Annotated in this window: 25 protein-coding genes; 10 read left to right on the forward strand and 15 right to left on the reverse strand. The window is 35.7% G+C overall.

Annotated features, from left to right (window positions below):
- Nucleotides 1–69: 69 nt before the first annotated feature.
- Nucleotides 70–861 (reverse strand): alpha/beta hydrolase, encoded by a 792-nt coding sequence (locus tag AB8P06_RS14830; protein ID WP_369842909.1) that lies wholly within the window; start codon nucleotides 859–861, stop codon nucleotides 70–72.
- A 207-nt stretch (nucleotides 862–1,068) separates the two neighbouring features.
- On the opposite strand from AB8P06_RS14830, the gene AB8P06_RS14835 reads away from it, so the two are divergent.
- The 8 genes from AB8P06_RS14835 (at nucleotide 1,069) to AB8P06_RS14870 (ending at nucleotide 7,779) form a co-directional block, all read left to right on the forward strand.
- Complete coding sequence (locus tag AB8P06_RS14835; protein WP_369842911.1) at nucleotides 1,069–1,566, forward strand: Crp/Fnr family transcriptional regulator; 498 nt, start codon at nucleotides 1,069–1,071, stop codon at nucleotides 1,564–1,566.
- Between the two features lie 702 nt (nucleotides 1,567–2,268).
- A complete protein-coding gene (locus AB8P06_RS14840) occupies nucleotides 2,269–2,649 on the forward strand; it encodes a hypothetical protein (RefSeq protein WP_369842912.1) in 381 nt (126 codons plus the stop codon).
- Nucleotides 2,631–3,836: a tetratricopeptide repeat protein gene (locus tag AB8P06_RS14845; RefSeq protein WP_369842914.1), complete on the forward strand. Its 1,206-nt coding sequence runs from the start codon at nucleotides 2,631–2,633 to the stop codon at nucleotides 3,834–3,836. Before AB8P06_RS14840 ends, AB8P06_RS14845 begins: the two co-directional genes overlap by 19 nt.
- Before the next feature lie 729 nt (nucleotides 3,837–4,565).
- Nucleotides 4,566–4,994, forward strand: coding sequence for a cold shock domain-containing protein (locus AB8P06_RS14850; protein WP_007841612.1), 429 nt, complete (start codon nucleotides 4,566–4,568; stop codon nucleotides 4,992–4,994).
- Between the two features lie 30 nt (nucleotides 4,995–5,024).
- Complete coding sequence (locus AB8P06_RS14855; protein ID WP_369842916.1) at nucleotides 5,025–5,219, forward strand: cold-shock protein; 195 nt, start codon at nucleotides 5,025–5,027, stop codon at nucleotides 5,217–5,219.
- 212 nt (nucleotides 5,220–5,431) lie between these two features.
- Nucleotides 5,432–5,797 (forward strand): hypothetical protein, encoded by a 366-nt coding sequence (locus AB8P06_RS14860; protein ID WP_369842918.1) that lies wholly within the window; start codon nucleotides 5,432–5,434, stop codon nucleotides 5,795–5,797.
- Between the two features lie 56 nt (nucleotides 5,798–5,853).
- Nucleotides 5,854–7,272 carry an aminotransferase-like domain-containing protein gene (locus AB8P06_RS14865; protein WP_369842920.1) on the forward strand — a complete coding sequence of 473 codons (1,419 nt, stop codon included), beginning with the start codon at nucleotides 5,854–5,856 and terminating at the stop codon, nucleotides 7,270–7,272.
- 24 nt (nucleotides 7,273–7,296) lie between these two features.
- Complete coding sequence (locus AB8P06_RS14870; RefSeq protein ID WP_369842922.1) at nucleotides 7,297–7,779, forward strand: GNAT family N-acetyltransferase; 483 nt, start codon at nucleotides 7,297–7,299, stop codon at nucleotides 7,777–7,779.
- Between the two features lie 27 nt (nucleotides 7,780–7,806).
- On the opposite strand, the gene AB8P06_RS14875 is transcribed toward AB8P06_RS14870, so the two are convergent.
- The 3 genes from AB8P06_RS14875 to queG form a co-directional block, all read right to left on the reverse strand.
- Nucleotides 7,807–8,292: an SRPBCC family protein gene (locus AB8P06_RS14875; protein WP_369842924.1), complete on the reverse strand. Its 486-nt coding sequence runs from the start codon at nucleotides 8,290–8,292 to the stop codon at nucleotides 7,807–7,809.
- Nucleotides 8,293–8,311: 19 nt separating this feature from the next.
- A complete protein-coding gene (locus AB8P06_RS14880; RefSeq protein ID WP_369842925.1) occupies nucleotides 8,312–8,995 on the reverse strand; it encodes a TIGR02117 family protein in 684 nt (227 codons plus the stop codon).
- A 446-nt stretch (nucleotides 8,996–9,441) separates the two neighbouring features.
- Entirely contained in the window at nucleotides 9,442–10,371 is a 930-nt protein-coding gene (gene queG / locus AB8P06_RS14885) for a tRNA epoxyqueuosine(34) reductase QueG (protein WP_369842926.1), read from the reverse strand.
- A gap of 107 nt (nucleotides 10,372–10,478) precedes the next feature.
- Between queG and AB8P06_RS14890 the strand changes: the two genes are divergently transcribed.
- Together AB8P06_RS14890 and AB8P06_RS14895 are read left to right on the forward strand one after the other, a co-directional pair.
- Complete coding sequence (locus tag AB8P06_RS14890) at nucleotides 10,479–10,778, forward strand: rhodanese-like domain-containing protein (RefSeq protein WP_369842928.1); 300 nt, start codon at nucleotides 10,479–10,481, stop codon at nucleotides 10,776–10,778.
- Between the two features lie 94 nt (nucleotides 10,779–10,872).
- On the forward strand, nucleotides 10,873–11,493 hold the full coding sequence (locus tag AB8P06_RS14895) for an HD domain-containing protein (protein ID WP_369842929.1): 621 nt from the start codon (nucleotides 10,873–10,875) through the stop codon (nucleotides 11,491–11,493).
- Between the two features lie 215 nt (nucleotides 11,494–11,708).
- Here AB8P06_RS14895 and AB8P06_RS14900 read toward each other — a convergent pair whose 3' ends face one another.
- From AB8P06_RS14900 to AB8P06_RS14950, 11 genes are all read right to left on the reverse strand, one after another.
- Nucleotides 11,709–12,476, reverse strand: coding sequence for an alpha/beta fold hydrolase (locus AB8P06_RS14900; RefSeq protein ID WP_369842930.1), 768 nt, complete (start codon nucleotides 12,474–12,476; stop codon nucleotides 11,709–11,711).
- 14 nt (nucleotides 12,477–12,490) lie between these two features.
- Nucleotides 12,491–13,480, reverse strand: a complete 990-nt coding sequence (locus AB8P06_RS14905; protein ID WP_369842931.1) for an NAD(P)H-dependent flavin oxidoreductase — start codon at nucleotides 13,478–13,480, stop codon at nucleotides 12,491–12,493.
- A 78-nt stretch (nucleotides 13,481–13,558) separates the two neighbouring features.
- Complete coding sequence (locus AB8P06_RS14910) at nucleotides 13,559–14,929, reverse strand: peptidylprolyl isomerase (protein ID WP_369842932.1); 1,371 nt, start codon at nucleotides 14,927–14,929, stop codon at nucleotides 13,559–13,561.
- Between the two features lie 87 nt (nucleotides 14,930–15,016).
- Complete coding sequence (locus AB8P06_RS14915; protein WP_369842934.1) at nucleotides 15,017–15,940, reverse strand: PfkB family carbohydrate kinase; 924 nt, start codon at nucleotides 15,938–15,940, stop codon at nucleotides 15,017–15,019.
- Nucleotides 15,941–15,965: 25 nt separating this feature from the next.
- Entirely contained in the window at nucleotides 15,966–16,523 is a 558-nt protein-coding gene (gene gldD, locus AB8P06_RS14920; RefSeq protein ID WP_369842935.1) for a gliding motility lipoprotein GldD, read from the reverse strand.
- Between the two features lie 44 nt (nucleotides 16,524–16,567).
- Nucleotides 16,568–17,629, reverse strand: a complete 1,062-nt coding sequence (gene mutY, locus AB8P06_RS14925; protein ID WP_369842936.1) for an A/G-specific adenine glycosylase — start codon at nucleotides 17,627–17,629, stop codon at nucleotides 16,568–16,570.
- Between the two features lie 60 nt (nucleotides 17,630–17,689).
- The gene (locus tag AB8P06_RS14930; protein WP_369842937.1) at nucleotides 17,690–18,166 is read right to left on the reverse strand and encodes a hypothetical protein; all 477 of its coding nucleotides are present in this window, start codon (nucleotides 18,164–18,166) and stop codon (nucleotides 17,690–17,692) included.
- A 65-nt stretch (nucleotides 18,167–18,231) separates the two neighbouring features.
- Entirely contained in the window at nucleotides 18,232–19,596 is a 1,365-nt protein-coding gene (locus AB8P06_RS14935) for a DUF5458 family protein (RefSeq protein WP_369842938.1), read from the reverse strand.
- Nucleotides 19,597–19,616: 20 nt separating this feature from the next.
- Complete coding sequence (locus AB8P06_RS14940) at nucleotides 19,617–20,063, reverse strand: hypothetical protein (RefSeq protein WP_369842940.1); 447 nt, start codon at nucleotides 20,061–20,063, stop codon at nucleotides 19,617–19,619.
- 259 nt (nucleotides 20,064–20,322) lie between these two features.
- Nucleotides 20,323–22,422, reverse strand: a complete 2,100-nt coding sequence (locus AB8P06_RS14945) for a M13 family metallopeptidase (protein ID WP_369842942.1) — start codon at nucleotides 22,420–22,422, stop codon at nucleotides 20,323–20,325.
- A 277-nt stretch (nucleotides 22,423–22,699) separates the two neighbouring features.
- Nucleotides 22,700–24,757, reverse strand: coding sequence for a M13 family metallopeptidase (locus tag AB8P06_RS14950; RefSeq protein ID WP_369842943.1), 2,058 nt, complete (start codon nucleotides 24,755–24,757; stop codon nucleotides 22,700–22,702).
- Between the last annotated feature and the right edge of the window lie 60 nt (nucleotides 24,758–24,817).

A 24,817-nucleotide genomic window follows, 5' to 3' on the forward strand; every position in this document is an offset into this window, starting at 1 on the left:
CCTGTAAACAATAAAATAAAGAGTGGAGATATAAGAAAATATTTTTTCTTATCTGTAAAGTATTTAAAATTAATCATAGCTTGAAAAAAATTGGTTGAGCTGAAAAATTTGTGTAACAGCAGCCTCAGACCAATAGGCAGCATCATGAGCACCCGGTCTTTCTTCATAGATGTGAGGAATTTTCAATGTAAGTAATTGCTCGTGAAATTTTCTATTTTGTGTAAGCAAGGGATCTTCGGTTCCGCAACTGATCAGGATTTTTTGTCGGCTGTTCTTGAACCTGTCTATTTGCGAAATGGCTGTGTAAGAAGTCCATTTTTCAGGATTTTCACCTAATAATTTGGGAATACCATACTCTTTTCCAAAAGGAACAAAATCTATAACGCCACACAGACTGCCAATAGCCGTGAAGGTTTTCTGATGTCTTGCACCAATATACAGCGCACCGTGTCCGCCCATACTCCAACCCATCAAACCGGTTTTCGATTGATCCGATTTGTATCTTTTCTGAATATATCCGGTCAATTCTTTGGCAATAAATGTTTCATACTTTAAATTGGGACTGTCAACATACCAACTGTCATAATTTCCGTCTGGTAACACGAATATCATCTGCATTTCTTCACTGAGCTTCGCTAAGGACGGAATATCCTGTGTTAATGTTCTTTTGGGATAGCCACTGTAGCCGTGCAGTATATAAACCGTTGACAGTTTCTTATCCTTACTGTTTGATGGGTGCACCACAAGGGTTTTAATTTCCTTGTTCATAGACTCACTGTAAATATTCAATGAGTCGATTTTTTGAGAAAACATTTTGGTTCCGATGCAGGTAATGACCAAGGCTAATAATGATTTTATCATTGTAATTGATTTTTGTGGAAGCAAAGTTAGATTTCAAAATTCTCAAAATTCTATACATATGTTGAGGGATCAAAAACATTTCAATTTTTGAAAATTCATTTAATTGTATTTCAATTTTTACTTTATCTTTATACGATGACAGCATTTTGGGAATTTATAAATCACTATTCTTTAATCTCTGAGGAATCAAAAAAGATATGGTCTTCTTTGTTGAAAACATCTGAAATAGCAAAGGGAACGATTTTTTTAGATCAGGGCACAATTCCTAAGGATATTGCTTTTATCAGAAAAGGACTGCTTTCATATCATTATCTTAATGAAAAAGGTGAAAAAATAATTAAAAGGTTTTTCCCGGAAAATTCGCTCGTAGCCTCTACAAGCGCATTGCTAAAACGAGAACCAGGACATTTTTCTATTGAGGCTTTAGAAGATACCGAGCTTATCAGTTATTCTTTCAGTGATTTCAAAGAATTGACAACAAAATATAATGATATCGCTAATTTCTACATTACCTATTTGGAACGTCATTGGGTTATTGAAAAAGAATTTTCCGAAATCACGCTTAAAGCATCTACGGCAAAACAAAGGTATTTAGAGTTTGAGAAAAATTATCCTCCGTTAATCTCACGTTTGAAGCTTCATCAGATAGCATCTTATCTGGCAATTACTCCTACTCAGCTCAGCAGAATCAGGGCTGAACTTTAATTATTTCCTCAACATCCATAAAGGATTTTCTCATTTTTTACGGATACATTTGTCATCTGTATTCAAAATCATTACGACGCAGAATTGAGTCTATTTATATTCTATCAAGGACCAATTAATCAGTTAGAGTTTATGAAAGGATTAAAAGTAAGAGGAATAAATATAGAACAAAATGCATTTCGTTTTAGCTTTGCTTCGATGAATAAGAAAGAAATTGTATACGCTGTTCATTTGCTAAGTCTGGAATTTAAAAGAAATATGAATAAAAATTCAGTTAGAAAACTTCGTCTAACTTTAGTAAATAAGCCATATTTCAATTTTATAATAGATGAAATCTTAACGAATATTTATACCGTAAATTCAATATTTCACATCTGATAATTGTGAAATTCTTTCTAAATCTTCTATTAAATGTTTCGATATCTCTCCGGTTACCGTACAATAAAGGGAGAATTTTTTTAAAAGTTCTTCCTTTTTCTTTTTCCATTCTCAAATTATACTATATATATCGGTTTGAATTCAAAATTTGTCAATAATAGTTTATGATATTATTAACAAATTCCAGGCAATCACTCTCCAATATAATAAAAATCAATACATTAAGTATTATTTTCATTAATTTTACTTACTCAATTACAAGTTTATTTTATAATCTTACCGGAATAAAATATTTTGTTAAATTAATGGTGGCAAAAACATAATATGAAAAACACTCTATGTTATTTATTATTTATTATTTTTTTTTCATGCCAACAAACTTCATCAGTTGACGGCAATGATTATTTATATCACTTAAATGACGAAATAATTCAGGTTGATTATAATGCTCCTAAGTTAAAAGCCATCTCTGACAGAGAACTCAAAAAATATAAAGCAACCCATGACAAGCTCTATCTCCTCAGCAGTAAATATGCTGAAATGTTCTTATATGCAAAACCCTCAACAAAGGCTGAGCAAATACGTTTAGATTATGAAATGCTTAAAGTAAACGATGACAAATATCAATATATAACCATTGCCTGTAATTTTAACCTGGCGTCACAATTTGAATTTAGCTCACCAAAATGTCGTTTGAGCTTCTGAATAAAGCAATTGCTATAGATGAAAAAATAGGAAAGAAATTTTTCCTTCCCCATCTTTATCATATGAAAGGAAAACTATACTTAAATAAAGGAGACTGTTCCAATGCCATGCTTTATTATGATAAAGCATTAAAAAATTATAATAAAAAAACTGAGTTACTTTATATTGCTTCAATGCATAACAATTTCGCTATATGTTATCAAAAAATGAATAAACTGGATTTGGCGATTAAAGAATGTTATACAGCAATTCATATTTTGGAAAACAAAAGCTATCATCCTCAAACAGTCCTTGAAAAAGATTTCATCTATTATGTTAAAGGAAGGCTGAGCAAATATCTGATTGAGAAAAAGGATTTTTCAATGGCAGAAAAACTATTGAATGAAGCATTAGAGTTTTATAAAGGTGTGACTGGTAAACTGAATAAAGATTACAATATTTATACAATTGAAGCGGCAGAAGACTTATTTGAAATATATACTGTTACCCGGCAAAAAGAAAAGCAAAGACAAATTATTAGCTTTTTGCAAGAACTGGAGCCTCACCTTCTTTATCCTATTGAAAAGATTAAAGTCAAAAAAGTGTTTCTAAAATACTATGCAGCAAATTCAGATATACAAAATCTAAAATTAACTGCTGATAAACTTGTTCTTTTAAATGATAAATATAATGAAGACATAAACAAAGAGCTTAATAAAACGTCTGACCTTTTAAGTGATTATATAATTAAAAGTGTGAATCAGAAATATGATTATGAGATCCGGGATAAAGAGAGAAAAAATATAGGACTGGTCATTTTTATCTTCTTGCTTACTTTAATATTTTTGATTTTAGGTTTATCTGTAAGAAACAGGAACAAAAAAGAAAAAGTGATTGCTGAGAAACAAAGATTGATTCTGGAAGCAAACAAAAAGATTTTAGAGAAGAATTTACAATTCAATAAGGAGCAGGTTAAAAATTTACAGTTAAGCCTTCACCTTAAAATAGAGACTGAGAAAACATTTTTAGAAAATCTAAAAAAAATAAAAACAAGGAAAAATATTAATACCGAACAGATCTTAAATAATTTACTCATAAAAGTGAATAACTTAATTTTAATAGATAAGAAAAATAATGATCTGCTTAATGAAAGTTCTTTTGAAAATAAACTTTTTATAGAAAGACTCTCTAACAATATCCTCTTTTAACTAAACAGGAATTAAAACTTTGTGTCTATTTCAGGCTTAATTTATCTTCAAAAGAAATTTCAATAATTGAAGACATTACAGACGGAAGTGCAAGGGTTTATAAAACGAAAATAAAAACCAAAATGGGATTGCCTAAGGAAACGGAACTTAACCAGTTCTTAAGTGACTTTACTCTTCTTAATAATACCAATCAAGAAACATCCTAAAGTTCTAAATATTACTGCTTATTTTGTCAATTTGGAATCCAATAAACTAAAAGTATGCTTACTTATAAACCTTAACAGGAAAGTATTCTCCGGAAAATAGTTCTAAATCAATTAATTAATCGTATCTTTGTAAAGAGTTTACATCAGATGGAGTTAATAATTTAGTAAAATTCACTCCAATTCTTTTTCAAAAGGAAAACATTAATCAGTTAAGTTTTTTCGGAATTCAGAAATCATGTAAGAAAAGAAGTAACAAACTTAAGTTTCCTTTCTTTAAACATCTTCAAAGAATTCAAAAGAAAAATTACAAAGAGCCGGACATTCCGAATTTCGGGATTCCGATGGAAACATCAAGATTGAAGACCTTAATTCTTCCGCTTCAATGCATCTTAGTGCATTAAAGATATCAGTGAAACAGTGACTGAATGTATTTAACGATCATATTCAGAATCTCATTTTCAGGCCGCGTTTGAAGAACAAACAAAGCATTACATACAGAATAACTAAATACTAAAAATAATTTATGGCAGATTCTTTCTCTAAAAAAGAAAATTTCAAGAAAAAAATTCAAAAACAAAAAGAAAAAGCGTTAAAGCGCGAAGAACGTAAAACCAACAATAACAAAGGAAAAAAGTTGGAAGATATGTTCACTTATGTAGATGAGTTCGGACGACTTACCTCTACTCCTCCTGAAGAAAGACAGGAAATTAACCTGGAAGACATCCAATTGGGCGCAGCACCAATCATTGAAGAAGATGTACGCAAAACAGGTATCGTTACATTCTTAAGTGAAAAAGGCTATGGTTTTATCACTGAAAACAACTCTAAGGAAAATGTATTTTTCCATAATAACAATTGTGCTGAGCCTGTAAAAAAAGGAAATAAAGTTTCTTTTGAAAAAGAAAAATCGGTAAAAGGTTTTTCTGCAATCAATATCCAATTGGTAAAATAATAACAACAACAATTTTTTAAATAAATTATAATGCAAGAAGGCACAATAAAATTTTTTAACGAAGCAAAAGGCTTCGGATTCATTTCTCCTGCAGACGGAGGAAAAGACATATTTGTACACTCTTCAGGATTGAACACAAAAACAATCCGTGAAAATGATAAAGTAGTTTTCGATGTACAAAAAGGAGAAAGAGGACTAAACGCTGTAAATGTACAGTTAGCATAATAATATTCCATATATTAATATCGATTAAGCTCCGAAAGGGGCTTTTTTTATGGAACAAACTTTTCAACAAACAGAAGAAGTTTATCAAATAGCCTGATTGAGATTAAAATAATTAACACCATTCAATCTGTACCCATAATAATATACACTTCTGTGTCTGTACCCAAACTTAAGAACTCTATAACTTTGCAGTATATAAAAGCAAAGCAAGTATGGAAACCACTCTTCAACATCAGCAGCAGCTTCAGTTCTCTGAAGTTTATATTGCAGATATCACAGCATTAAAAGATATTTTTCTTCAGGTATCAAATCTGAAAAGAGTGAATGAAATTTTTGGTATTCCCTTTCTTTTAATTAAAAAAAAGAAAAATATTACAGGATTTGCAAGCCTGATCATCAATGAAACCGGAGAAACGGATTTTAAAGTATATCACAAACCGGATTTAAAACCTGAAGAAAAAGAAGCATTTATCTGCCATGCACGAAAATTTTTCAAAAAGAATAATTCCGGAAATTACCGAAACTCTGAACAGCTGAAAAGCAGCATCGACAGAATGATCAATTGGTTAAATATTTGATGTAAATTATTCCGTATCTGATTCATAATTCCCAACGATTTATCTAAAAATCTTCTATGCCTAAAAAAGAGGTCTTATATCTTAAAATAGCAAAAGCAATCACAGAGCAAATACAGAGCGAAACACTTCAGTTCGGTGACCGGCTGCCATCTCTCCGGAGTGCCCAGAAATTACACAATGTAAGTCTGAATACGATCAAACAAGCCTATATGGAACTGGAAAGCCGTTCTTTGGTTGAATCCCGCCCGAAATTCGGATATTTTGTCAGCCAGATTTCACAACGGAAACTGGCATTACCATCAGTAGTAAAGCTTAAGGAATCTGAGATAAAAAAGACACCCGAAGATCTGATCGACAAAGTTTTCGGAACCATCTCCAATACGGACGTCACCCAATTTGCGTTGGGAATTCCCGGAAAGAGCTTCCTTCCTTTGGCAAAGCTGAAAAAAAGTATGCTCAATGTGGTAAAAAGCAAAAATGACAGCGGAACGAATTACGAGCCTGTGCAGGGAAATGAATATTTGCGCCGTGAAATAGCCCAATGGTCACTGGTTCTCGAAGGAAAGATCACTGAAGATGACCTGGTCATCACATCCGGTACGATGAATGCAATTTATAATTGTCTGATGGCGGTCACAAAACCCGGAGATTCCGTAGCGGTGGAAAGCCCGGTCTATTTTGGAATTCTTCAGGCCATTCAGTTGCTCGGGCTAAAGGCAGTGGAAATCCCGACCCATCCTATTTATGGTTTGGACCTTGATGCATTAAAGGAACAGTTACCTAAAATTTCAGCGTGTTGTTTTGTGACAAATTTCAACAATCCTTTAGGGTTTCAGATGCCTGATGATAAGAAAAAAGAGCTTGTACGGTTAATTACTGACTACAATGTTCCTCTGATAGAAGATGATATTTACGGTAACCTTTATTTCGGAACAGAAAGACCAAAGCCCTGTAAGTTTTACGATGAAGCAGATCTTGTGATGTGGGTGGGATCGGTTTCCAAAGCTCTGGCTCCCGGATACCGTGTAGGCTGGGTGGCACCGGGGAAGTTCAAAGATAAAATTATCCGGCAGAAGCTTCTTCAGACGGTATGCAGTCCTTCGTTCTATTCAGATGTCATTGCGGATTTTCTGGAACACGGGCGTTACGATCACCATTTAAGAATGTTCAGGAAGAAATTATATTCAAATTATCTCCAGATTCAAAAATCTGTTGCGGCTTATTTCCCGGACAACACCAAAATCTCTGAACCTAAAGGCGGATTTATGCTATGGCTGGAACTGGATAAGAGAATCTGTACTGAAAATTTATATGATGAAGCTTTCAGTAAAAAAATAAGTTTTGCACCGGGAAGAATGTTTTCCCAGTATAATCAGTACGGAAACTGTATGCGGTTAAATTATGGACTGGAATGGACAGACCGTGTGGAAAATGATCTGGAACGGTTAGGAAAAATGATTAAAAACAGTATATAAACAACGAATCAAAATTATAGAAAAATGACAGAAAGAGCCGACGAAGTAAAAATAGTGACCTATCATCCGAAATATCAGAAAGCTTTTAAGAACTTAAATGAAGAATGGATCACCACTTTTTTTAAAATGGAAGAGAAAGATTATGAAGTATTGAATAACCCGGAAGAATATATTATCAATAAAGGCGGACATATTGTATTTGCTCTCATTAATGATGAGGCAGTAGGTACATGTGCCCTGATACGGTCTAAAGAATCTCCTACAGTGTATGAGCTTGCAAAAATGGCAGTAAGCCCGAAAGCACAGGGAAAGCAAATCGGATATTTAATAGGGAAAGCCCTGATAGATATGGCAAAGGAAAAAAATGCCGGACAGATTTTCCTGGAAACAAATTCCATATTGGTTCCGGCTGTCAGGTTATATGAAAAACTGGGCTTTAAACATGTTCCTGTATCCGAATCACCTTATGAACGCTGTAATGTAAAAATGGAATTAAACTTTGATTAGAACAAAAAATCCCTCTTGCTGAGGGATTTAATTTTTATCACTTTTTCCGTTAAAATGTTTTTCAAGGACTTCATTCCTGTACCTGAAGATATATTCCAGTTTCTTTTTCACAAAAAGGGAGAGATTGCCCTGATGGGCAATCTCTCCGAGAAACCCTAAAGGCAGCTCATAATCTACCGTATCTTTCATCAACACTCCCCGATCATTCACGATGAATTCATGATGGTGTTTCCATAATTTGTAAGGCCCTTTCTTCTGAATATCGGTAAAGCTTTTTTGAAATGACACCTGTGTGATCTCCGTTTGCCAGTTCATCCTGATTCCAAGAACCGGAGAAATATGATAATCGATAAGCATTCCTTCAAAGATGCTGTCATCTTCAAACTTAGTCAATACAGTAAAACCCATATCCTTCGGGGTAATCTCGGAAAGGTTATCAGCTGAGGAAAAAAATTTCCACGCTGTTTCTATATCACAATTCAGTTGCTGTTCCCGAAAAAGTCTGTGGATCATTATTTATTTTTTACAGAACCTATTTATAATGCTGAAATATCCCAAAATCTGAAGGTGTCCACCATGCCGCTTTTTGTCCGGCTGCTTTCAATGCATCATTAGCCCAGGTATTGCAGGTATACAGGAAACTGTATTTTCCTTTCGCATCATAGAAAGCATCATTATCATTGTACACAGCATCGGTAGGAATCAAAACAAAATTTCCGTTCCGGTCTTTATCAAATTTATCTTCTACAAACCGTATCAGACTTTTGTACTGTGTCCTGCTGATCATCATCATTTTGCAGTCCGAGCCTTCTTTCATTGTCTGGTAATAAGTACAGTGCATCGCTGATTCACTGAGCCAGAATGCCGCTTTGAAAGCCGTTGAAAACTTCAGGTCTGCCCAGGTTGGGGTATCCAGATAAAAACCTTTATCACCCCACCCTACACCTATATACTGATAATCCGTTCTTTTGGATTTTGTATTCGAAAACGGAATTTTTGCACTCCAGTCCTGTAAATCATTCTTCACAGGCATTACAATATCCGTATGCACACCATTGGTATAAATATAAACCGGGATCTCCTTTTTTTCACCGTCATCTTTCCCTGATACTTCTATAAAAGGCAGAAAATACCCTAATGCAGCGTAAAGAACAACAATCCCGATAATGATTCCGATGATTTTCAGGACGTACATTAATACCATTTTCACAGTCATGTTTTTTAATAAAATTTAATTTATATTTTTTAGTAAAAGTATTTGTTTTAATCGGAAAAATGATTAAATTTAGTTACGAAATATTACACAAATATGCGTAAAAACACTAAATCTCAAAAAAGGTTTAAAATAAGAGTAAAAACAGCTCCTAAAAGAGTACAAAAAAGACGTTGATTTTCTGTGGGATTTTTATCTCCTGAAAGTCAATTTTTGTTTTTAGGAAGGGCTTTATAACAGCTTCTTATTTTCATTAATCTTAATCTCCTTAAATCAATAAATTTAAGGCATGATCATTAACCCTCTTTACCTTTGGAATCAAAAAATTCCAGACAGATATTTTCACCTAAAATTTTATTCTCCATTTTGAACAATTTCATATTATTACTCTTCTTCATTTCATTTTTATCTCCCGCACAAAACAAAAAAATCTATTTTAAAACTGATCATTAATCTTCAAGGAATCTAATATTCCTTTTTAAGCCTGCAAATTTGGTTCTTTTTACGGGTGATTTCCTGAATATTTCAGAGAATAATTCCTGGGTAATTTCTTTCCATTCTCCTTTTTTGAAGTTTTTGAGAAATTCATTAGGAGTGAATTTGCTTTGCAGATTGGGTGCGGAAAACCGGTTCCACGGACAAACATCCTGACAGATATCACAGCCAAACATCCAATCTTCCATTTTATTTTTAAAATAGTCCGGGATCTCGTTCTTCAATTCGATCGTAGCATAGGAAATGCATTTACTTCCGTCAATGATCTTATCCGATACAATCGCATCTGTGGGACAGGCATCAATACATTTTCTGCAGGTTCCGCAATGGCTGGTGGTTTCATTATCGGGAATCAACTCCAGGTCGCAAATAATCTCCGCTAAAAAGTAAAAAGAGCCGTTTTGTTTGGTGATAAGGTTGGCATTTTTCCCTACCCAGCCGATTCCTGATTTTCTCGCCCAGCTTCTTTCCAGGACAGGTGCCGAGTCTACGAATACCCTGAATCCGAAGTCACCGATCTCCTGTTGCAGCTCCGCAACCATTTCATGGAGAATCTCTTTGATTACTTCATGATAGTCTTCTGCATAAGCGTATTTCGAGATTTTATAATTTCCGATAGTATTGATCTGCTCTTTCGGAAAATAATTATAGGACAGTGAAATCACCGATTTTGAGCCTTCTACCAGCAATCTGGGATCAAGCCGCTTATCGAAATGATTTTCCATATATTTCATTTCACCATTGAAATTATTCTTAAGCCAATTCTCAAGAGGCCTTGCATCTTCTTCCAGAAATTCCGCTTTGGAAATACCACAACTTTGAAACCCAAAACTTTCAGCCTTGGATTTTATGAGTTGAGAATATTTTTCAGCGGTTGAATTCATAATTTCGCATTGCAAAACTAAGATTATTTTATAAATTTGTTATAGTTTGGATGTCTGAAAATACTTCATACATTCTTTTTAAACTTTAACATTAAATATTTAAGATTATGTCATTAATAGATGTATTAAAATCAGGAAATTACGAGTTAATTGATGTTCGTGAGCCAATGGAGCTGGAAATGGACGGCAATATAGAAGGAGCAAAAAACATTCCTTTGGGTGAAGTTGAGGATAGAAAAGAAGAGATCCTGTCTATCGAAAAACCGGTGGTGATCTTCTGCAGAAGCGGAAACAGAAGTGGAAAAGCTCTGGAATACCTTAATTCCCAAGGTTTGGCAGACGGCTATAACGGCGGTGGCTGGGCTGATCTGAAAGCGACTATAGAAGCTAATCAGGGAACATTTTAAGAATTATTAAAATCGGGAGTCTATTTACCAGATTTCCGGAAAGAAAATAATTAAGGGGATTTTATTTAAATCCCCTTTTTCATATCTTTAAATCATGATGCACCTCCACGAAACCTTCAGAAAAAGTTGCCTTCCTTTTACTTCCGATCAGGATCTTATCAACAATTTATGGTGGGAAATTGAGCAGAAGTATTCAGAAAAAAAGAGATATTATCACAACCTGGAACATCTCGGAAATATGTTTTCGGAGATTGAAGCGATAAAAGACCTTATTTCTGATTTCAGCAATATTTCTTTTGCTATTTTTTATCATGATGTGATTTATGATGCTTCTTCAAAAACAAATGAAGAAAAAAGTGCGGAATTTGCTCAAATAAGGTTTCAAAAACTTTCTATCGATCAGGAATCTGTGGATCAGGTTTGTAAACAGATCCTTGCAACAAAAATGCATCAAAAGTCCGGTGATATTGATACTAATTATTTATTGGATGCCGATCTTTCAATTTTAGGAAAGGACTTGGAAACCTATCTCGATTATACCCGGAAGATCAGAAAAGAATATTCTATTTATCCTGATTTTCTTTATAAACCCGGAAGAAAAAAAGTTCTTCAGCATTTTTCAGAACTGGAAAACATCTTTAAAACGGACTATTTTAAAGATCAATATGAAGTTCAGGCAAAACTGAATATTGAATATGAACTCCGTAGTTTATAAGCTTTGACTAAAATCTGCTCTTAGTGAGACGTATTATTTTTCACCACAGGTTTCACAGATTTGCACAGATGTTATGAAGCCATTGAATTCTTTTTTAATGGGGTAGTTAAGCCCTATTGATATTTTTTTACCACGGATTTTACGGATTTACACAGATTATTGCCGTAATTAAAAATCTGCGCTATCTGTTAAATCTGCGAAAATTAACTTCACAATTAAAACTGTCTAAGAAACTCCAAAGCTTTATTTATAACCAGATCCGGAACTTCTTTATGCGGAGTATGTCCCACATTGGGAATAATATATTTTTCCGCCATCCCACTTACCTGACTAATGGTTTTTTCAACCTGGTCCAATGTTCCGTATTCATCAGCTTCCCCCTGAATGAACAATAACGGACAGGTAATATTCTTCAAAAGGTATTCAATATTCCAGTTTCTGTAGTCTTCACGAAGCCAGGTTTCGGTCCATGCTTTGAATAACATTTCAACTTTATTTCCATGATATTTCTGCAGACGTTTAGACAAATCGGTAGTTTTATAAGCTTCAGATGCATCAGAGACACCCTTTAAGGTCACTTCCTCCACAAAAATATGGCCGGCTTCACAGATCACACCTTTTATTCTTTCAGGATATTTGCCTGCTGTAATCAAAGCAATGGTTCCGCCGTCACTATGCCCGAAAAGTATGGCATCATTAATGTTTAATTTTACCAGCAAATCATTTAATAGATCGGCTTCCAGCTCCATATAATTCGTTGGCCTCTCATAGGTCTGCATCGGATCAGATTTTCCATAGCCGATCCGATCGTAAACCAAAATATTACATTGGGCTTGTTCTGCAATCCTGACTGGCAGATCTCTCCAGAGCTGTACGCATCCCAGAGAATCATGCAGGAAAATGATTGTGGGGCTGTTTTTAAACAGGCTGTTGTATTCTGTATAAAGTTTTTTTCCGTTTACTTCAATTAACTTATTCTGCATTCAATCCCACTCCATTAAAAATTAGGTATTCCGGTTTCCTCAAATTCTTTCAATAAATTCTTGAAAACAGTTTCCACGGGAAGAATTTCATCGATTAAAGCTGAAACCTGCCCTATTTCCAATTCGCCTTCTTCCATATCACCTTCAAACATCCCGCGTTTTGCTCTTGCCCTGCCTAAGGAAGTGATTAAAGCTTCTGTATTTCTTCCGCCCTGGTAAATTTCTTCCAGCTCATTAAAGAACTTATTTTTAACCATTCTTACCGGAGCCAGTTCTTTTAAGGTAAGGTGGGTATCTCCTTCATTCAGTTCCAGAATTTTCTTTTTCCAGTTTTCATGGGCGCTGGCTTCTGTTGTAGCGGCAAAACGTGATCCTATCTGCACTCCGTCTGCTCCCAAAATCATCGCAGCTTTCATTTGTGAGCCTAAAGCAATTCCACCTGCGGCAATCAACGGTTTTGAGATATGTTTTTTCACATTGGGAATTAAACAGAAAGTAGTGGTTTCATCTCTTCCGTTATGGCCACCTGCTTCAAAACCTTCGGCAACTACGGCATCTACTCCTGCATCTTCACATTTCATTGCAAATTTTGTAGAGGAAACAACGTGAGCTACTTTCAGGCCTTCTTTCTGTAAAGTTTCGGTATAAGTTTTAGGATTTCCTGCGGAAGTAAAAACAATCTTCACTCCTTCTTCCAGAATGATCTGTATCACTTCATCAAGATTCGGGTACAGCATCGGAACATTCACTCCAAACGGCTTATCTGTTGCAGCTTTGCATTTCTGAATATTTTCCCTCAATATATCAGGGTACATGCTTCCCGCTCCTATTAAGCCCAATCCACCGCAATTGGAAACTGCCGAGGCAAGCCTCCAGCCCGAATGCCAGATCATTCCGGCCTGGATAACGGGATATTTTATGTTAAAAAGTTCTGTAATTCTATTTTGTGTTGATTCCATTTCCTGAAGCTTTTTCGCTGTATTAAAGTCTATAAAATTGCTCATACTGTAAAAGTAATAAAAACATGGAATCCAGGAAATATCGGATAAAAAAAACCTTCAGAAATTCCGAAGGTTTAGAGTTTATTTTTTGATAGATTCTTTTTTCCAGGTTGCTTTGAACTGGCAAGAATCGTAACGGCCGTCTATCGATATAAATGTGGTCGGAAGTTTAGAGTTGACAAACTTTTCAACCATTTCATTCCGTTTTTTATTCAGAGCCATTTGTTTTATTCTGTCGTAATCTGTTTCCAGGGTAATCTGGTGGGCAGGAATCACATCTTCGATTTTCACAATTTTCACCACTTTTCTTTTTCTTTCATCTTCATCATCAAAAGCAGTTGTGATATCATTTTTATTTAGCCCTGCAAGCTCATAGCTGATTGTTCCGGGGATACTTTCTTTTTCAATCTTGTTGGAACCGTCAGATCCGGCAATTACTCCACCGTTGAATTTGGTTCTTTTATCATCCGAAAATTTAAAAGCAGCATCTTTAAATGTTATTTTTCCGTCTGTGATCAGTGTTCTGATACTGTCAAGTTTGCTTTTAGCCGTTTTAATCTCTTCTTCTGTAGGGGTTGCCATTAAAAGAATATGTCTCGCATCATAAATTTTTCCTGATCTTTTTACCAGCTGAATAATATGGTATCCAAATTCGGATTCTATAGGTTCTGAAATTTCACCTTCCTGAAGGTTCAGGGCTGCAGCCTCAAACGGCTTCACCATCTGACCTTTGGAAATATTTTTCATCAGACCTCCATTAGATGCTGATCCCGGATCTTCAGAGTATATTCTTGCCTGACTTTCAAAGGTTTCACCGCCGGCGATATCCTGTTTGATTTTTTTAAGCTTGTTGATCAGTTCATCCTTATGAGCTTCTGTCAATTTAGGATACATCATGATCTGAGCCAAGGAAACCTCGTCTTTGATTTCCGGTAACTGCATTTTATACAGGTTGTAGAAGTCTGTCACCTCGTTTGGCGTAACGTCTGCTTTTTCTGTTACTCTCTGGTATTTCGCCTGCCCGTAATATGAATCTGTATCTATTTTTTCAATAGCATTCTTCATCTCATATCCATTTCTGAATTTATAAGCGGCTAACATTGCTTTTTCGTCAGGAAACTGAGAAAGTAACTGGGTATATTTAGCATTTGCCTGCTCTTTAATCGCAGCAGAACGGTTTTCAATTAAGGTATCTTTTTTAGCTTCGTAAACAAGGAGTTTGTTATTAAGAAGATTTTCCAAAAACTCACATTTATCTACATTAGAAGCCCCTTGCTGCTTTCCATAGTTCATCTGTTCTTCCACATCAGATTCCAGAACAATTTCATCACCGATTACAGCAGCAATACCATCCACCAGGTCTCCTTGTTTTAGCTGAGCATTCATGCTGTTTGTCGCCAACAACATTATAAAAACTCCAAAGAGAAAAGTGGTTTTTAGTTTATTTATCATTTTACTATTTTAAACAAGTTGCAAATTTAGAATTCTTAATGAATTACTCTAAATTTTTTATTATAAATATTTCTTAAAAAGACGTATTTATTGCAGTTCAACATCAAATGTCGTTAATTCTTTGAATTGTCTCAATCTGCTGAATACATCCGCTTCTTTTACTTCCAGAAGTCTTTCCGTTCCGAATTTCTCAACGGTAAATGATGCCATTGCAGAACCTACGATTAATGCAGACTTCATTGTTTCAAAATCGAACTTCCCTTTTTTAGCCAAATAAGCGGCAAAACCACCTGCGAAAGTATCTCCTGCACCGGTAGGATCAAAAACATCTTCCAATGGTAATGCCGGGATCGCAAATATTTTATTATCATGGAAAAGTAAAGATCCGTGCTCGCCTTTTTTAATGATAACATATTCAGGGCCCATCGTATGAATCTTTTTAGCTGCTTTTACCAGAGAATATTCTCCTGAAAGCTGTCTTGCTTCTTCATCATTAATAGTGATCACGTCTGTTTTAGCAATCATATCCATTAAAATATCCAAAGCGGAATCCATCCAGAAGTTCATGGTATCTAAAATAACCAGTTTAGGACGTTGGTTCATTTTTTTAAGAACGGACAACTGAACGCCCGGGTGAAGGTTTCCTAAAAGTAAAATCTCTGCATCCTGCATAGAATCAGGAATTTTAGGATCGAAATTTTCTAAAACATTTACTTCTGTAGCTAAAGTATCTCTTGTATTTAAATCATTATGATATTTTCCTGCCCAGAAAAATGTTTTTCCTTCTTTTACGATTTCAAGTCCTTCAATATTTATATTTCTGTTGGTAAACATATCAAGATGCTCTTGCGGGAAATCTCCTCCAACAACAGAAACGATTCCTGAATGTATGCCCAGAATAGATGAAGTAATTCCGATATAAGTAGCGGCACCTCCTAAAATTTTATCTGTTTTACCAAATGGTGTTTCAATTGCATCGAATGCAACACTTCCTACAACTAAAAGTTTCATATATTTTTCAATCTATTTTAAATAATTATTTTTTCCATTCAAAAGTGTCCAGCAGGTGTTTCATATCTTTTTTGATATAATCTACCGCAGGGGCTAGGGAATCCGGCTTCGGTCTTGTATTAAAGTATAAATAAGCCGTCACGAAATGACGTGTGCTGTCTGTAATGTAAAACTGAAGGTTGGAAGCAGCCTGACCTTTCAGCTCATAGAAATTACCATATACCTTTTTTTCAGGGTATTCGAAAGATTTGGTATCAATGGCACTGGCTTTAATCGTATGCTCATAGACCATTTTTTCCGCTTCTTGGATATGCGCTGCAAAATCATTCTGGATCGGATAATAGGTCACGAAAATTTTGGCTTTCATTTTCGGATAATTCAGGTAATACCAGCACGGCCTTTTGGCATCTGTGATTTTAGCAAAATCAGAGTATTCAAAACTGTAAGCACAGTTAGATTCAAATTTCTGGTATTTTGGTGCGGGATATTCCAAACGTAGTTCTCCGTAAGGTTTAGGAATAGGATCTTTCCCACATGAAATTAAAAGCAATGAAGCAAATATAAAAATGACTTTTTTGATCATTTTGCAAAAGTACAAATTAGATTTCAGATTTTATAAGACAAATTTCAGTCTTTCAATGAGTTTTGAATATAATTCTCCAAAGGTTTTGGAAATGATTTTTCATGAGAAGCTTTAACATCGGTAATGAGGTATGAATTCCGGGTTGTAAAATCTTTCCAGATATCTTCTGAAGTGACCTCAACATCGGAAATTTCAATCGTTAAATTCTTGTGTGTCAGCTTATGGGTAACTGTTTTGGTCTTCTTAATAAACGGTTCCAGCTCTTCGGGAATCGAAGGTAGAAATTCAAACAGTTTTTTCCAGATGAAATCATCTTTCCGCTGCTGAATTAAAAACCGGTTCTGGTGATAAACGAAATAATAGGTAAAATGCAGGTCTTCCGTCTTAACTTTTTTGGTTTTAACGGGAAAATCCGACATCCGGCTCATGGAAAATGCAAGACAGCTTTCATGTAAAGGACATGCTTCACAAAGCGGGTTCTTCGGTTTACATATCTCAGATCCGAGATCCATCATAGCCTGATTGAAATCTCCTGCATTTTCAGGCATTACCAGACCTGCAAGCTCAGAAAAATACGTAAACGCCCTTGAATTCGAAATATCAAAATCATCAGCGAAAACACGGCTTAGTACACGATAGAAATTACCGTCTACCGCAGGCATTTTACCATCAAAACAGATACTTGAAACTGCAGCGGCCGTATATTTTCCGATACCTTTGAGTTTTAGGATTTCTTCATATTCACGAGGGAAAACACCATGATACTCATTCATGATCTGCTGTGCAGCTTTGTGGATATTGATCGCCCTGGAATAATATCCCAGTCCTTTCCAGTATAATAAAACCTCATCTTCTTCAGCTTCTGCCAAAGTCTGAACATTCGGAAACCTTTTTATGAAATTATTATAATGATTCAATCCCTGACTGATTCTCGTCTGCTGGAAAACAATCTCACAGATCCAGATTTTATAGGGGTCTTTTGTTTGTCTGAAAGGTAAATCCCTTGCATTTTCTTTGTACCAGTCCAGAAGCTTTTCTCCGATATAAAGAAAGTCCGGATTGCTGTTATTCTTTTCCAAAAACTTAGTGTTTAGTTCTGCCGACATCGTTTATTGAGATGCTACGGCTACGCGCAGCATCTTATTATTGTACAAAGATAAAACTATTTATTTTTCTTCGCTTACCGAATATACGGGAGCTGCTCTCAACCATTTATACTTGAGGTTTTTTTCTGCTGCAATAAGACGGTGGTCATCCAGCTTTTTGAGAAAGACATACATAGAGTCTTTTTTCAGTTTCAGCCTTTGATTAGAAAGAAATTCAAACGGGTATTTCATTACAGAATCCGTTTTGGTTTTTAAAAGGGTGCCTGAGCTTACCTTGTAAATAAAGATAGCCTTACCACGGGTTGAGGAGCTGTCTACAAGCTTCATTTCAGAGCTTGCAAGCACAAGGTCGCTTCCGTCATAGCATTCATCTGCATTCATGACATAAGCTTTACCTTCTTCTCTTTCATTGGCAAACAGGTCTACTTTATGATCTTTCGAGATGGGTTGCTTTTCACAGCTTGCCATAAAAGCCATTAATAAAAGGGGAAGAAAGCAATAATACTGCAGTCTGTTTTTGATCAGATTAATTTTCATATGATTTGGTAGAAAAAAACCGATGTTTTTGAATACATCGGTTTTTATTGTTAAAGTGGGTTGAATTAATCCTGAATGTATTCTGCATCCCATTCGTTACCATCATCTCCTTTGTGCCCGTCTAATTTAATAACGAAACTTTTTGTAGGGAAATAAGGTGTTAAACGGATATCCAGCCATACTCTGTCTTTATTTACTTTATCCTGTTCGAAACGAACGATTTTGAATTTTTCAATAAGCTTATCCGCTCCTTTGATATTATCCAGGAACGTTACGATCTGTCTTCTCAGGTCATCTTCGTTTTTCGCATTCCAGTTTTCGAAAGCTCTTCTGTTTAAGAAATCTAATAAAACTTTGGTTACATAGTCAAATACACGAACAACGGAATACGTTTGAAGCCCGATATTGTCACCTGTAAATAATGTTTTGGCTGAGAATGCCATGATCTTACCATATTCATTAACCATTGGTACCAATCCCATTTTTTCCAACTGAGAAATTTCACTTTTCTTCAATTCGAATTTTACGGCATCTACTTCGTTGATGTTACCATGCTTTTTACCTGCAGCTACCTGAGACATCAATGTTTTATGAATTTTCCCGGCCAATGAGGTTGAAGGCGGAAGCTCTACGTTTTCCTCTTCACCTACTTCTTCTGCTCTTCCACGTCCTACAAGCCAGTTACAGGTCATGATTACATTACTTCTGTGAAGCTCACCTCCTGTAAGGTTAGCAGAATGGAATAAATCTACAACATCATCCGGTTTATCAAGGTTAGCAAAATCGGTAACCATCATTACTTTGTTTTCGTTACAGATTTTCGCCCATTTTTCGATCACTTTATTGGATCCGAGATATCCTGGAACCGCAAGGATAGAATAGTTGTCTCTAAGGTCTAAACGGTCATAGTAGCTCTTGAATTCTTCGGCAATGGCATCGATAAACAGCGGATTATCAAGATCTGAAAGCTGCTCAAGGCTTGCATTGACGATGTTTACATTATCTACTTTGTCGAGTTCGGTGTTTTTGTAAAACTGCGCAACTGTTCTGTAGTTTGTTTCTAACTGACGAACTGCATCGAGTGTGTTCTTCAGATTAGATTTTAAGTTCTGTTCGGCTTGCTGCGCTTTATTTTTGCAGGTTTCAGCCATTTTATCAGCAGATTCGTTTCCTTCTAAAAGGCTCACCCAAAGGTTGATTTTTTGAAGTAATTCTTTTCTTTCTTCTGCTTTATTATTGTCATTAAGGAAAATTTCTTTCCTTGCCTTCCTTGTAGGGTTCATATTGGCAATACCATCTACAACAGATTCTACGAATCCAAACCCACCCATTTTATTGAGTTCGGCAAGGGGATTTCCTTTCGGCTGCCCCGAGTGTTGTTGCTGCTGACCTTGTTGTTGGTTTTCTGCCGGTTGTAATTTACTATCCATGATTAGTGTAAAGTCTTTAATTATTTTTCAAGTTCTTGTGCCACGTCCTTTAATACTTCTATAAAAGCAGCTCTTGTCTGCTCGTTCTCCAGCATATTACGCAGAATTTTATTAGTTTTCAGCTGACGTACAATTTTATTATATTGCTCTTGTTCCATGCTAAGTTGCTGTAAATAATTTGATTTCTGGGTAAGACTTTTAGGAGTGAAGTCCCCAAGATTTTGAAAACGGAATTCTTCTTCCACTACATTACCGTCTTCGGTTTCGTGCTGTACACTTACTGAAGGTTGGAAATGTTTGAAAACATCCTCCACAGTCTTTAATCCTGTTACAATTTCAGGGGTATAAGATTCTTCAGTTGTAAGCTGGCTCACAATCAATGACTTATTTTCCTGTATTTCCTGAATAGCTTCATTAGCGTCTACTTTTACCTCGTTTCCGCCAACACCATAATTAAACATTGCCATATTATTATTATTTTGAGATTTTTGATTTAGTCTGGATTTGTTTTTTGCTGATGAATCAAACAAGTCACCAATCCAATGTTTAAATTTAAAAAAAAACTGTAACATACAAAATTTTGCTAAGATTTTTCTTGAAATATTTAATTCAGTCAATTATATGCGATCCAAAATTCCTTTTTTCATATCACTAATCTATGAAAAAAATAATAAAAAAAACGCATCAAAACAGATGCGCTTTTTTTTCTAACAATTTTTGGCTGTATTACCAAATTTTTATTCTGTCCTGAGGAGCTTTATATAATTTGTCTCCAGGTTTGATATCAAATGCTTTTATAAAGGCATCCTGGTTTACCAACGGACCGAAAGCCCTGAAATATCCGGGAGAATGCGGATCTGTTTTCACCTGGTTTACCATATACTGATCTGTAGATTTTGTTCTCCAGACTGTTGCCCAGCTCATAAAGAATCTCTGATCCTGATTAAATCCACTGATCAATCCTGGATTTCCGTGATCTTTAAGATACATCTGCAATGCGTCATAAGCTACGGCTACTCCGCCTAAGTCACCGATATTTTCTCCACTTGTGAATTTACCGTTGACAAAACTTCCTTTTACCGGTTCATAAGCATTATATTGTGAAGCAAGCTGCCCTACTTTTGCATCAAAGTTTTTACGGTCTGCATCCGTCCACCAGTTATTAAGGTTTCCGTCACCGTCGAAACGTGAGCCACTGTCATCAAAACCATGAGAAATTTCGTGACCGATCACCGCACCTATTCCGCCGAAGTTTACCGCTGCATCTGCTTTTGGATTATAGAACGGAGGCTGAAGAATAGCTGCCGGGAAAACGATTTCGTTATTTGAACCGTTATAGTAAGCATTTACGGTTTGCGGAGTCATTCCCCATTCTGTTTTATCAACCGGCTTTCCTACTTTATCCAGGCTTCTCTGATATTGCCATGCCGATACATTCTGTAAGTTGGAATATAAGGTTGCTCCCTGTTCCGGTGATTCCACTTTCAATTGAGTGTAGTCTTTCCATTGATCAGGATAGGCAATTTTTACCGTGAATTTAGATAATTTCTCCTGAGCTTTTACTTTTGTTTCTGCAGACATCCAATCCATATCATTAATGTGGGTCTTGAATGATTTTAAAAGATAGTCGATATACGTTTCCATTTGCTGCTTAGCCTCCGGAGTGAAATATTTTTCAACATAAAGTTTACCGAAAGCTTCTCCAAGAACACCGTTTACCAGAGACAGACCTCTTTTATTCATCGGACGCTGTTCTTTTTGCCCCTGAAGGTATTTGGAATAGAAATCGAAACGGATCTGTTCCAGGTTTTCATCCAGGTTGCTTGCATTTCCATTGATCACATGATATTTTAAATAATCTTTCAGCAACGGAAGGTTTTTCTGATTCATGAACTGATCCATATTCTGATAATATTTCAGTTCACCAACGATTACTTTGTCTGTTTTCACTCCTGCATCCGACAGGTATTTAGCTAAATTAACATTTTTAACCAATCCGGATAGCTCAGATACATTTTTTGGGTTGTATCTTAAGTTGGCATCTCTGTTTTGCTCTAATGTTAAAAGATAATTAGCCAGTTGCTTTTCAAAATCCACAACATTCTGAGCTGCCTGTGTTGAATTTTTATATCCCAATACCCCAAATAATTTGCCTACATAGCTTTGGTATTCAGCCAGAGTTTTAGTATTGGCTTCGTTTACTTTCTGATAATAATCTCTTCCCAGACCAAGATCCGGACCGCCAAGATATACTGCATTCATTTTAGAATTCTTCATATCTGCACCCACTCTCCATCCGTAGAAAGAGTTGTCGCCTAATCTTGTTGCTTCCAGAAGATATTTCTGAAGGTCATTCATATTTTTAATGGCATCAATTTTAGCAAGATCTCCTTTGATCGGGGCAAGGCCATCCGCATTTCTTTTGCTCAGGTCCATGAAAGAAGCGTACAGATTCTGGATTTTCTGTCCTTCAGAACCTGCTTCATATTTTTCAGATAAAATCTTGTTGAGAATATCCAGAGAAGCATCATCCACATTTTCTCTCAAAGCATTGAAAGATCCCCAGCTCGCTTTATCAGAAGGAATCTGAGTTGTTTTAACCCAATTTCCGTTAACGTAATTAAAAAAATCATCCTGCGGACGAACGCTTTTATCCATATAGGACAAATTGATCCCTTCTTCCTTCACTTCTTCTTTTACGGGTTCTGCAACAGCCACAGTCGTTTCTGTCTTAGTAGTCGTCGTCTCTGCAGTTTTGGCCGTACCGCACGAATTTAAAAATACAATACCTGATAAGGCAAGTATTCCAATGTTTAGCTTTTTCATTAAAGGTAATTTTTGATTTTACACAAACTTATCAAATATACAAATTTAGAGAATACTATTTTGTGTAATTTGAAAATGAGGAAATTTATTGAGTTATAAGTGATGAGTTATAAGTGATGAGTTATGAGTTATGGATAATAAATGACTGCAGGTAAATTGTCTAATATTTTCTAAATTTTCCGCTTCCTGTTTTTCCTTCAACTTCTAGCTTCTAATCTCTAGCTACTAACTTCTTTCAAACAAAAAAACCGCTCATTTCTGAGCGGCCTTCTATTTTTTACCAGATTTTGATTCTGTCCTGAGGAGCTTTGTATAATTTGTCTCCCTGTTTTACATCGAATGCTTTGTAGAACGCATCAACGTTGGTTAACGGACCGAAGCTTCTGAAATATCCAGGAGAATGCGGATCTGTTTTTACCTGATTGATCATGTATTTTTCACTTGACAATGTTCTCCAAACAGTTGCCCAGCTTAAGAAGAATCTTTGATCTTGTGTAAATCCACTGATTACGCCAGGATTTCCTTTGTCTTTTAAATACATCTGTAATGCATCGTAAGCAATATTTACCCCACCTAAGTCGGCGATGTTTTCACCGTTTGTGAAGGTACCGTTTACGAAAGTTCCTTTTACCGGCTCATATTTGTCGTATTGGGCAGCAAGAGCTTTTGTAGCTTTCTCGAAGTTGGCTTTATCTTCCGGAGTCCACCAGTCTACCAGGTTTCCGTCTGCATCAAACTGAGCTCCTGAATCATCAAATCCGTGGCTCATTTCGTGACCGATAACAGCACCGATTCCACCGAAGTTTACAGCAGCATCTGCTTTAGGGTTGAAGAAAGGCGGCTGAAGGATTGCGGCAGGGAATACGATCTCGTTGTTTACCGGATTGTAATAAGCATTTACCGTTTGCGGAGTCATTCCCCATTCTGATTTATCTACCGGTTTTCCGATTTTAGCTAAATCTTTATTGTACTGCCATTCTGTGATGTTCTGAAGATTGGAATATAAATTTCCTCCTTTAGCTTCAGAAACGATATTTAATTTAGAATAATCTTTCCATTTATCAGGATAAGCAACTTTTACAGTGAATTTATTTAATTTCTGCATTGCTTTCTCCTTGGTTGTTGAAGACATCCAAGCTAAATTGTTGATGTGAACTGCAAAGCTTTTCTTTAAGTAATCAATTAATTCAACCATCTGGGCTTTAGCTTCTGCAGGGAAGTATTTTTCAACATACAGTTTCCCGAAAGCTTCTCCAAGAGAACCATTGATCAGCTCATAACCTCTTTTGTTAAGAGCTCTTTGCTCCTGCTGTCCTCTAAGGTATTTACCATAGAAAGCAAATCTCATATCTCCAAGTTTTTCACTTAAATAAGATGCGCTTCCGTTGATCATATGGAATTTCAGATAATCTTTGATTACCGAAAGATTCTGAGCACTTACCAGTTTATCAAAGTTTTTGTAATATCCTAATTCACCGATGATTACTTTATCTGAACTTACTCCTACTTTTTTCAGATAGGCAGGAAGGTCAACATTTTTTACCAAAGCGGAAAGCTCCGTCATTGTTTTCGGGTTGTACTGAAGGGTATTGTCACGGCTCTGCTCATTGGTAAGATAAGTCTGTGCAATGCTTTTTTCATAATCTACGATTCCTTTTGCTGCTTCGTCTGCATTTTTGTAACCTAATTCTTTCAGCATAGAAGCTACATATTTCTGATATTCAGCAAGTGCTTCCGTATTTTTATCGTTTACTTTCTGATAATAATCTCTTCCTAATCCTAAAGAAGCATTACCTAGATAAACAGCATTCATTTTAGAGTCTTTAAGATCTGCATCCACACCCCAACCGTAGAATGTATTTTCACCTTCTTTCGTTACAGAGGTAAGGTAGTTCTGAAGGTCAGTAAGGTTTTTGATGGCATCAATTTTAGACAGGTTTTCCTGAATAGGCTTGATTCCGTCTGCATTTCTTTTCTGCATATTCATGTACGTTGCGTACAGGTCCTGAATCTTTTTTCCTTCACTTCCGTCTGCAAATTTATCTTTCAGAAGCGAGTTTAAAATCGTCATTGAGTTATTGTCTGTATCATCAGCCAATTTGTTGAAGCTTCCCCAAGTCGGCTTATCAGACGGGATCTTGGCTGTTTTCATCCAGGTTCCACTCACATAGTTATAAAAATCATCCTGTGGACGAACAGATGTGTCCATCAAACTAAGGTCTAAGCCTTTATCCGTTGTATTCACTGTTTTTGTAGTTGCTTTAGCTTGTGCACTCACCATGTTCTGTGAGCATATTCCCGTTAATAAAAACAAAGAAAGCGTTAGTTTTTTCATTAGAATAACAATTTATGTAAATATGTCTCTTTTTTTTGAGATTCGTTACTTTCTTTTAAA

It is taken from the genome of Chryseobacterium tongliaonense, from assembly GCF_041224435.1.
Classification (GTDB): Bacteria; Bacteroidota; Bacteroidia; order Flavobacteriales; family Weeksellaceae; genus Chryseobacterium; species Chryseobacterium tongliaoense.

Bases quoted from the DNA above. Each gene is read 5' to 3' on its own strand.
- AB8P06_RS14830 (WP_369842909.1), bottom strand. From the start codon at position 861: ATGATAAAATCATTATTAGCCTTGGTCATTACCTGCATCGGAACCAAA.
- AB8P06_RS14950 (WP_369842943.1), bottom strand. From the start codon at position 24,757: ATGAAAAAACTAACGCTTTCTTTGTTTTTATTAACGGGAATATGCTCA.
- AB8P06_RS14855 (WP_369842916.1), top strand. From the start codon at position 5,025: ATGCAAGAAGGCACAATAAAATTTTTTAACGAAGCAAAAGGCTTCGGA.
- AB8P06_RS14930 (WP_369842937.1), bottom strand. From the start codon at position 18,166: ATGAAAATTAATCTGATCAAAAACAGACTGCAGTATTATTGCTTTCTT.
- AB8P06_RS14845 (WP_369842914.1), top strand. From the start codon at position 2,631: ATGTCGTTTGAGCTTCTGAATAAAGCAATTGCTATAGATGAAAAAATA.
- AB8P06_RS14865 (WP_369842920.1), top strand. From the start codon at position 5,854: ATGCCTAAAAAAGAGGTCTTATATCTTAAAATAGCAAAAGCAATCACA.
- AB8P06_RS14895 (WP_369842929.1), top strand. From the start codon at position 10,873: ATGATGCACCTCCACGAAACCTTCAGAAAAAGTTGCCTTCCTTTTACT.
- AB8P06_RS14860 (WP_369842918.1), top strand. From the start codon at position 5,432: ATGGAAACCACTCTTCAACATCAGCAGCAGCTTCAGTTCTCTGAAGTT.
- AB8P06_RS14940 (WP_369842940.1), bottom strand. From the start codon at position 20,063: ATGGCAATGTTTAATTATGGTGTTGGCGGAAACGAGGTAAAAGTAGAC.
- mutY (WP_369842936.1), bottom strand. From the start codon at position 17,629: ATGTCGGCAGAACTAAACACTAAGTTTTTGGAAAAGAATAACAGCAAT.
- AB8P06_RS14910 (WP_369842932.1), bottom strand. From the start codon at position 14,929: ATGATAAATAAACTAAAAACCACTTTTCTCTTTGGAGTTTTTATAATG.
- AB8P06_RS14935 (WP_369842938.1), bottom strand. From the start codon at position 19,596: ATGGATAGTAAATTACAACCGGCAGAAAACCAACAACAAGGTCAGCAG.
- AB8P06_RS14850 (WP_007841612.1), top strand. From the start codon at position 4,566: ATGGCAGATTCTTTCTCTAAAAAAGAAAATTTCAAGAAAAAAATTCAA.
- queG (WP_369842926.1), bottom strand. From the start codon at position 10,371: ATGAATTCAACCGCTGAAAAATATTCTCAACTCATAAAATCCAAGGCT.
- AB8P06_RS14945 (WP_369842942.1), bottom strand. From the start codon at position 22,422: ATGAAAAAGCTAAACATTGGAATACTTGCCTTATCAGGTATTGTATTT.
- gldD (WP_369842935.1), bottom strand. From the start codon at position 16,523: ATGATCAAAAAAGTCATTTTTATATTTGCTTCATTGCTTTTAATTTCA.
- AB8P06_RS14840 (WP_369842912.1), top strand. From the start codon at position 2,269: ATGAAAAACACTCTATGTTATTTATTATTTATTATTTTTTTTTCATGC.
- AB8P06_RS14915 (WP_369842934.1), bottom strand. From the start codon at position 15,940: ATGAAACTTTTAGTTGTAGGAAGTGTTGCATTCGATGCAATTGAAACA.
- AB8P06_RS14880 (WP_369842925.1), bottom strand. From the start codon at position 8,995: ATGACTGTGAAAATGGTATTAATGTACGTCCTGAAAATCATCGGAATC.
- AB8P06_RS14870 (WP_369842922.1), top strand. From the start codon at position 7,297: ATGACAGAAAGAGCCGACGAAGTAAAAATAGTGACCTATCATCCGAAA.
- AB8P06_RS14905 (WP_369842931.1), bottom strand. From the start codon at position 13,480: ATGAGCAATTTTATAGACTTTAATACAGCGAAAAAGCTTCAGGAAATG.
- AB8P06_RS14900 (WP_369842930.1), bottom strand. From the start codon at position 12,476: ATGCAGAATAAGTTAATTGAAGTAAACGGAAAAAAACTTTATACAGAA.
- AB8P06_RS14890 (WP_369842928.1), top strand. From the start codon at position 10,479: ATGTCATTAATAGATGTATTAAAATCAGGAAATTACGAGTTAATTGAT.
- AB8P06_RS14875 (WP_369842924.1), bottom strand. From the start codon at position 8,292: ATGATCCACAGACTTTTTCGGGAACAGCAACTGAATTGTGATATAGAA.